General features: G+C 38.1%; 6 protein-coding genes. 5 read left to right on the forward strand and 1 reads right to left on the reverse strand.

Annotated features, from left to right (window positions below; genetic code table 11):
- Window positions 1-49 precede the first annotated feature (49 nt).
- Window positions 50-784: a hypothetical protein gene (locus tag IPH52_15360; GenBank protein ID MBK7056391.1), complete on the reverse strand. Its 735-nt coding sequence runs from the start codon at window positions 782-784 to the stop codon at window positions 50-52.
- A gap of 124 nt (window positions 785-908) precedes the next feature.
- Between IPH52_15360 and aroE the strand changes: the two genes are divergently transcribed.
- The 5 genes from aroE to IPH52_15385 all read left to right on the forward strand — a co-directional run.
- On the forward strand, window positions 909-1,781 hold the full coding sequence (gene aroE, locus IPH52_15365; GenBank protein MBK7056392.1) for a shikimate dehydrogenase: 873 nt from the start codon (window positions 909-911) through the stop codon (window positions 1,779-1,781).
- A gap of 253 nt (window positions 1,782-2,034) precedes the next feature.
- Window positions 2,035-3,840 (forward strand): aspartate--tRNA ligase, encoded by a 1,806-nt coding sequence (gene aspS / locus IPH52_15370; GenBank protein MBK7056393.1) that lies wholly within the window; start codon window positions 2,035-2,037, stop codon window positions 3,838-3,840.
- Complete coding sequence (locus IPH52_15375) at window positions 3,840-4,802, forward strand: PhoH family protein (protein ID MBK7056394.1); 963 nt, start codon at window positions 3,840-3,842, stop codon at window positions 4,800-4,802. Before aspS ends, IPH52_15375 begins: the two co-directional genes overlap by 1 nt.
- Before the next feature lie 32 nt (window positions 4,803-4,834).
- The gene (locus IPH52_15380) at window positions 4,835-7,237 is read left to right on the forward strand and encodes an HDIG domain-containing protein (protein MBK7056395.1); all 2,403 of its coding nucleotides are present in this window, start codon (window positions 4,835-4,837) and stop codon (window positions 7,235-7,237) included.
- A gap of 53 nt (window positions 7,238-7,290) precedes the next feature.
- A partial coding sequence (locus IPH52_15385) for a hemolysin III family protein (protein MBK7056396.1) occupies window positions 7,291-7,752 on the forward strand: 462 nt, incomplete at its 3' end.

Raw genomic sequence — 7,752 nt, forward strand, 5'->3', positions numbered from 1 at the left:
CAATCATATAAATGAAGTTTGTATCTAGCAAAGACAGTGCAGGTGACTTTTAATTCACAGTAGCCGTTACTCCGCCTGCTGGTTCTTTGTAGTTGATTTCGAATAAATCATAATCTGACTTTCTAAATCCTTTTGCGTAAGCCACAGAAATTCCCATATTATATTTGGAAGAAGCTTTCATAGCGGTTAATGCGTATTTAGCCATTTGCTCACTAGTGACAGAGAATGGATGAACTTTTCCGCGGCTCTCATCTAGATATAAACCTTCATAGGTTCCGATGAAGGTTCCCTGATAATCTAGCTGCAATACTTTTCCTGATACAGAAAAATTTCTTTTGCCGCCTGATTTTGCTACTGCTAATTTATCGCCTTGCTCTGCAGGAGCGGCTGATTCTTGTTTTGCGGCAGTTATGACTTCCATATCAGAGGAGAGGGAAATCGCTTTTATGCGGTGAACATTGTATCCGAGTAATAATTCTTGATTAATGCTTTTCATTAATAGATTGATTAGTTCAGGTTTGTCAGTGCGAACACTGAAATCTATTTTTGTTTTTTTGGGAGCAAAGCATTCATCCTTTGTAGCATCGCATTTTTCTTCATTCTCAAATTTAGTAACTTCCATAACACCTTCGTAGGATTCGAAAATGATTCCTCTGCTTTCAAATTGAATTATTTTTCCGACTAGAGAGCCTTCTGCATACGTTCCGAGCGCAAATACAGAAGAAGGGAAAAAAGATACAAGAGCTAAGAGTATAGCTAGTTTAAATTGATTTTTTTGATTCATAATTAATCTCCAATTAGATTGTGAAATTTAATGGAAACAAAAATCTACTTAGCTTGCAAGAATTATTTAAACTCAAAAATCATCTCTTGCTTTTATTTTGTCCAAGATTTATACGGTATTCATTATGCTAATCAATCGTGATACTCAGTTTTTTGGAATTTTAGGCTTCCCTCTTTCGCACACACTCTCTCCTGTGATTCACAATGGACTCTTCGGCGAATACGGAGTAAACGCTCTCTACATCGTCTTAGAAAAAGAAAAGCCAACGCGCAATTTAATTTTAGGAAAAGAATCCATTTCTCTTTCAGGACTTTCTGTTACAATTCCACACAAAGAGTGGGCTTTTAAAATAGCGGATTACAAAGACGAAGCCTCTACGAATATGAAAGCTTCTAATACACTAGTTCGATTTGATTCTAAAATAAATGCTTACAACACGGACGGTTATGGGGCTGTTCGTTCGATTGAAGAATACAAAAGAGATTTCTTCGAATCCAAATCTGCCGGTGATATTTTAATTCTAGGAAGCGGAGGAAGTGCAAAAGGGATTTCCTATTCTTTGGTCAAACGCGGATTATCCTCTTCTAAGATTGTAATTGCTGCTAGAAATAAAAAAACAGGCAAGGCTCTGGTTAAAACTCTTAACTCAATCGAGAATGGAATTTCCGAATACTTGCCATTAGACTCACTAGAAGCAAATAAAAGGCGCTTCTCTCTTATCATCAATACCACGCCCGTCGGCATGAAAGGCAAAACAGATTCTCAAATCGTATCCGATACTTTCTTTTCTAAATCCCAAACGCTTTTTGACATTGTCTATAATCCACTCGAAACTCCACTCGTTAAAATGGCAAAGAAGAACAGCGCACGCATCATCCCCGGCTACGAAATGCTACTCTACCAGGCAATGGAGCAATTTCGTCTTTTTACAACCATTCAAGTGGATAACAAACGTATATCCCTTGTCAGGAAGTGGTTACTGAAGAGTTTGCAGTAAACCTTCTCACTAGCGATAGTGATAGAGCCGTTGTCAATTTTTTGCGTGGTCTAGGTTGCTTACCATAACAAAAAGCTCGCAAAAAATTGACAGTAGGCGAAAGCACGGTCGGTGGTATACTACGTAGAGACGCACGGCCGTGCGTCTCTACACGGTTTAATCCACCGAATCGCCCGTATTTTTATCTTGCCTTCTAGCTACTTGAAAACAAGATAGAAAAGAAATATAAATAATTTAGGACAAAGAATCAATTTTGAAAGACTGGGTTAAAGAAAGCTATAGCAATCGTAAATGGGCTGGGGAATTAGGAAAAGTAAACGCGGGCGAATCTGTATTTGTGTGCGGATGGGCGTTTCGATTTAGAGATCAAGGCGGCGTTATTTTTATTGATCTAAGAGATAGAACAGGAATCATTCAAGTCGTCGCAAGAAAAGAAAATATCCCGGAAGACTTTAAACTCGCCGAACATGTGCGAAGTGAATTCGTTCTAGCGGTTACAGGCAAATTGAATCATCGTGACGCGGAATCTATCAATCCCAAAATTCCAAATGGGAAAATTGAAATCATCATTGAAAAATTAGAAATTTTAAATACTTCCAAGACTCCTCCTTTCGGTTTAGACGAGTTTGACGAGTCAGGCGAAGACATTCGTTTGAAATATCGTTACCTCGAATTCAGACGGGATGATTTAAAAAACAAAATGATCCTCCGTCACAAATTTATTTTTGCGATTCGAAATTATTTAAACTCCCGCGACTTTCTCGAAATCGAAACTCCGATTTTAAATAAGTCAACTCCCGAAGGGGCACGCGACTTTTTAGTTCCATCGCGGTTACACCAGGGTAGCTTCTACGCTCTTCCACAATCTCCCCAAATCTTCAAACAGATTTTGATGGTCGGTGGAATGGAGCGTTACTTCCAAGTGGTAAAATGCTTTCGCGATGAAGACTTACGTGCCGATAGACAACCTGAATTTACTCAGCTTGATATGGAGTTCTCTTATATCGATCAGGCAAATATTATTTCTGAAATGGAAGCGTTAGTTACTACAGTCTTTAAGGAATCGTTTAATGTTGATTTGCCTGCTAAGTTTCCACAGATGACTTATGCAGAGGCGATGGACTCTTACGGTAGCGACAAACCAGACTTACGCTTTGGAATGAAATTATTCAATGTATCGGATATCGTTAAAAATTGCGACTTTCAGGTATTTAAAGGTGCTGTTGACTCCGGTGGAATTGTAAAAGCTATTTGTGTTCCAGGCGGTTCTGTGATTTCTCGCAAAGAAATTGAAGACTTGACTCATTGGCTTTCCAAAGACTTCCGAGCGAAAGGTCTTGCTTATATGAAGCACGGAAAAGACGGACTCGAATCAGCGATTACGAAACGTTTTACTCCCCTAGAGCTAACAGCAATTGCTCAGACGGTAGGCTCTAAAGAAGGCGATATGGTTTTCTTTGGCGCAGATAAAATTTCAATCGTCAATGCAAGTCTCGGCGCACTTCGTTTAAAGATGGCGGAGAAATACGAAACACCCGATCCAAACTCCTATCATATTTCCTGGGTTGTTGACTTTCCTATGTTTGATGTGGACGATACCACGAAGGAGCTAAGTGCTATTCACCACCCGTTCACCGCACCGTTTGATGAAGACTTCAACATGAATGACTCCATCGAAACTCTAAAAGCAAATGCCGGAAAGATGAAATCAAAAGCTTACGATTTAGTTTTAAACGGAAACGAAATCGGGGGCGGAAGCATTCGTATTCACAAAGAAGAAATGCAAGAAAAAGTGTTTGCACTTCTTGGAATTTCAAAAGAAGACGCAGAGAAAAAATTTGGATTCCTGCTAGAAGCACTACGCTTTGGCGCTCCACCACACGGGGGAATTGCGCTTGGAATTGACCGGATAATGATGCTTATGTCCAAGAGCAAATCTATTCGCGATGTAATAGCATTTCCTAAAACACAAAAAGGAACTTGTATGATGAGTGACTGCCCTACTCCAGTTGACACAAAACAACTCGAAGAACTCAAAATAAGAGTGGTGACTGTTTAATGCCAAAAGAAAAGACAAGTCCTCCTGTTCAGGAAAAATTTGAGTTTAACAACGAAGCACTTTATCAAAAGGTTTGTGGTATCAACGATTCTAGATTAAAAGATCTAGAATCGTATTTGGGGATAACGATCATTCCCCGCGGATACTCCCTGATTGTAAATGGTCAAAAAGACAAAGTAGACATTGCAATGGAGTTCTTTAAAAACCTAGTGGACAATTACAAAAAACGCCCCGATAAAGAAGACTTTGATAGCTTTGATTTGAATTATTTAATCAAGCAAGAAAACACACAGGACGGATGGACTCCAAGTGAAAAAATCCTGAGCACATTTAAAGGCAAACAGATATTTCCCCGCACTAAGAATCAGGAAAAATTTGTTCATAGCCTAATGAAAAACTTAATCACATTTGGTGTTGGTCCTGCTGGAACGGGAAAGACTTTTTTGTCTATCGCGGTCGCCTGTCGCATGTTGCAATCGGGTGAAATTGATAGACTTGTTTTGACCCGTCCTGCTGTGGAAGCGGGAGAGTCCCTTGGTTTTCTTCCCGGAGACTTAACTCAAAAAGTAGACCCGTATCTTCGTCCTATCTACGATGCGCTTCATGAATGCATTGGATTTGAGAGAGTGCAGGTTTTGATTTCTCTAAACAAGATCGAAATTGCGCCTATCGCTTTTATGCGGGGGCGAACACTCAATAACTCCTTTATTATTTTAGATGAAGCACAAAACTGTACTGTGTCTCAGTTGAAAATGTTTTTAACACGTATTGGTAAAAATTCCCGCATGAGTCTATCGGGTGACGTCACACAGATTGACTTAGAGAGAGGCCGTTCCGGACTCGAAAAGGTTCTGTCTATTATGAAAGATACTCCGCAAATTGGAATCATGTTTTTAGAAAAAGAGGATATTACGCGTCATCCGCTCGTTTCCGTGATTGTGGATAAGTTCGAAGGGATATAGTCTTGACCTTCTTAGAGCATTTAGAATCTTTCATGGCAAATACAACGGATGCGCTAACGAAAGTTCGCCCTATTCATTTTGTTCGCCAACTCCAACTTTATCTCGTTTTAGTTACATTAACTATGGTAACATATTTTCTTGCCTCTCCCTATCTCGGTCAGGAGAAAACAGATATGGGAGATGAAAGTTCCTTAGCTGTCGGAAATGTTTCTCCGGAGACAATCATTTCGAACAAAGAAATTATCTATGATGATTTGGATAAAACAAAACTAAAACGTGCAGAAGCCTATAAGTCCGCATCGCTCGTATTTGAGAGAGACTACTCTGTGTTAATCAGTCAAATTCAAAATTACATTGATGAAGACTTTGAAAATCTAAAAGTCATTGCATCCGATGGAACGAACAATAAGAATTTTGGTTTTTTAGTTTACAAAAATATTCGGTGGAAGTTTAGATCACGCGAAGATCTAGATTTTTTCTTGCAGTATCCAAGAAAAGACAAACTAAGAGAACTCGTTCAAAAAGGGACGAATTTGATTTTCTCTTCTTATTGTATTATGAAGGATGTGTCGCCTGACGTCATGAATTCTCTTGGCACAGGAGTGCATGTAATTAACAAAGGTGCAAAAGAAAATACTTCCGCCCTTGATTCGTCTCATGTTTTCCCAAGAACTGCTATTTACCAAAATAAAAAAGTGCAGGAGCAATTATCTAAACTTCTAGATGAGAAACTAACTGGAATTGACGCCAACACTCTCACGATTACGAAGCGAATGATTCTTTCTACTTACATCTACTCATTTCCTGCCTGCACTTATAAACCAGAAGAAACCGAACAAGAAAAGCAAAAAGAAGTAAGTAAAGTTAGCATTGTAAAAAGCAAAATCGCAAAAAGCGAAGTCATTGTAAAAAAAGGAGAGCTTGTCACTCCTGAGATTAGATCAAAGCTAGAACTTTTAAATGAGCATAATTCCCGTGCCAATATAAATTCTATTTTGTCTATTTTAATCGTTCAAATTATTTTAGTGAGTATAATCATTGTTTTCCTCATCAAGTATGATCCAAAAAGACTAAACGATGTTTCGAGTAATGTAATTTTATTTTCTACTATTTGGATATTGACTCTTTATACTTTCGTAGTCTCTAAGTTTTTTTATCATCCCGACAACAACTTTGAATCCATTTATTACTTTGGGATTTTTATTCCCATCGGAATGATTTGCATGCTGATTGCATTTATCTTTGATGAGCAACTTTCTATCGCTCTTGGTTTTTATCTTTCCTTCTTTGTATTTTTATCTTCTCAAAACAATGCGACTTCTTTTATCATAGCCTTTTCGACTACAGTCGTTGCATCGATGTATGGAAGTAGAATTCGTAAACGGATTGATTTTATAAAATCTGGAATTTATATAGCCGGTGTTCAAATCCTAGTAGCTACTAGCGGTTATCTAATAGATTCACGTCAATACTGGGTTACTACATCAAGTGGTTCTTTCTTTTCGGATATTGCTCGTTCCAATATTTTCAAAATCTACATTTCTTGTATTGTGAATGGATTTGCCTGTGCTCTAATGACGCAATTTTTACTTCCAGTGTATGAATATATTTTTAACATTCCAACAAGGTTTAAATTGCAAGAATTAGCGGATACTGGTCATCCTCTGCTACAAGCACTCTTGACAAAAGCGCCTTCTACCTATACACATACTTTTATGGTGGCTGCGTTATCCGAAAGAGCAGCGCAAAACTTGGGACTTGACTGGCTTCTTGTGAGAGTAGGAGTTTACTTTCATGATATAGGTAAAATTCCAAATGCAGGATTTTTTGTGGAGAATCAGCATTTAATTCCAAAAAAAGAAAACATTGATAAGAACAACCCAGGTCTTGCCGCAAAAATTGTAATCGATCATGTAATAGATGGAATTGAAATGGCAAAGAAAGCAAGACTCCCGCGGGAGATAATAAGCTTTATCCCCGAACACCATGGAACAAGCACGATGGCATTTTTTTATCACAAAGCTCTTGCAGATCTTTCTCCTAATCAAAGAAAACGAATTCACAAAAAAGATTTCATGTATCCGGGACCAAAGCCTCAGCGTAAAGAAACTGCAATCGTAATGATCGCCGACTCAGTCGAAGCCGCTAGCCGCTCGCTAGATGAAATTACCCCTCAGGCGTTGGATGATTTAATTCAGAAGATAATCAATATTAAACTCGCAGAAAATCAACTCGATGAATGCGGTCTTACACTTGGTGATTTGAGTATTGTAAAATCTTCTTTCAAAGAAATTTTACTTTCGAGTCTTCATCAGCGTCCAAAGTATCCAAGCTCGGAAGATACTAAAAAGTTAGAAAACAAAGAAGATATTAGAAAGCCAGTCGATAAAAAAGTATTGGCTAAGAAAATGAGAATTTCTAAAGATAGGAAATAATCTTAGGCTAATAACTATTATTCAGTAAAGAATAAAATAAAAAAGAGGTTAAAATGTATAAAGGAGAAAAGATAAATTCCATCTCCCATTTAGTCGGGGCTTCCCTTAGCTTAATCGCTTGGGGAGTTCTCATTGGATTTTCGAGCTACACAAGAGACCCATGGAAAATCGCTTCGGCGACAGTATATGGATTCTCGCTATTCTTTTTATATCTGAATTCCACACTCTACCATAGTTTCAAAAAAGAAACGACAGCAAAAAAAGTTTTCCAAAGATTCGATCATATTTCCATTTACTATTTAATTGCAGGGACTTACACGCCTTATACGCTAGTAGTCCTGCGAGAAGAAGGATTGGGTTGGTTGATTTTTTCTATCGTTTGGACAATTGCAATTGTCGGAACTGTATTTAAAAGCATCTGGGGCGGAGACAAATTCAATTCTATCTCTACTCTTTTTTATGTTCTTGCAGGTTGGGCTATCCTAATCGACATAAAGACGGTTTACATCAAGTTG

The sequence above is a fragment of the Leptospiraceae bacterium genome, from assembly GCA_016708435.1.
In the GTDB taxonomy this organism is placed as follows: domain Bacteria; phylum Spirochaetota; class Leptospiria; order Leptospirales; family Leptospiraceae; genus UBA2033.

Excerpts from the sequence above, each read along its gene's own strand:
- IPH52_15380 (MBK7056395.1), top strand. The coding sequence starts at position 4,835 with ATGGCAAATACAACGGATGCGCTAACGAAAGTTCGCCCTATTCATTTT.
- IPH52_15375 (MBK7056394.1), top strand. The coding sequence starts at position 3,840 with ATGCCAAAAGAAAAGACAAGTCCTCCTGTTCAGGAAAAATTTGAGTTT.
- aroE (MBK7056392.1), top strand. The coding sequence starts at position 909 with ATGCTAATCAATCGTGATACTCAGTTTTTTGGAATTTTAGGCTTCCCT.
- IPH52_15360 (MBK7056391.1), bottom strand. The coding sequence starts at position 784 with ATGAATCAAAAAAATCAATTTAAACTAGCTATACTCTTAGCTCTTGTA.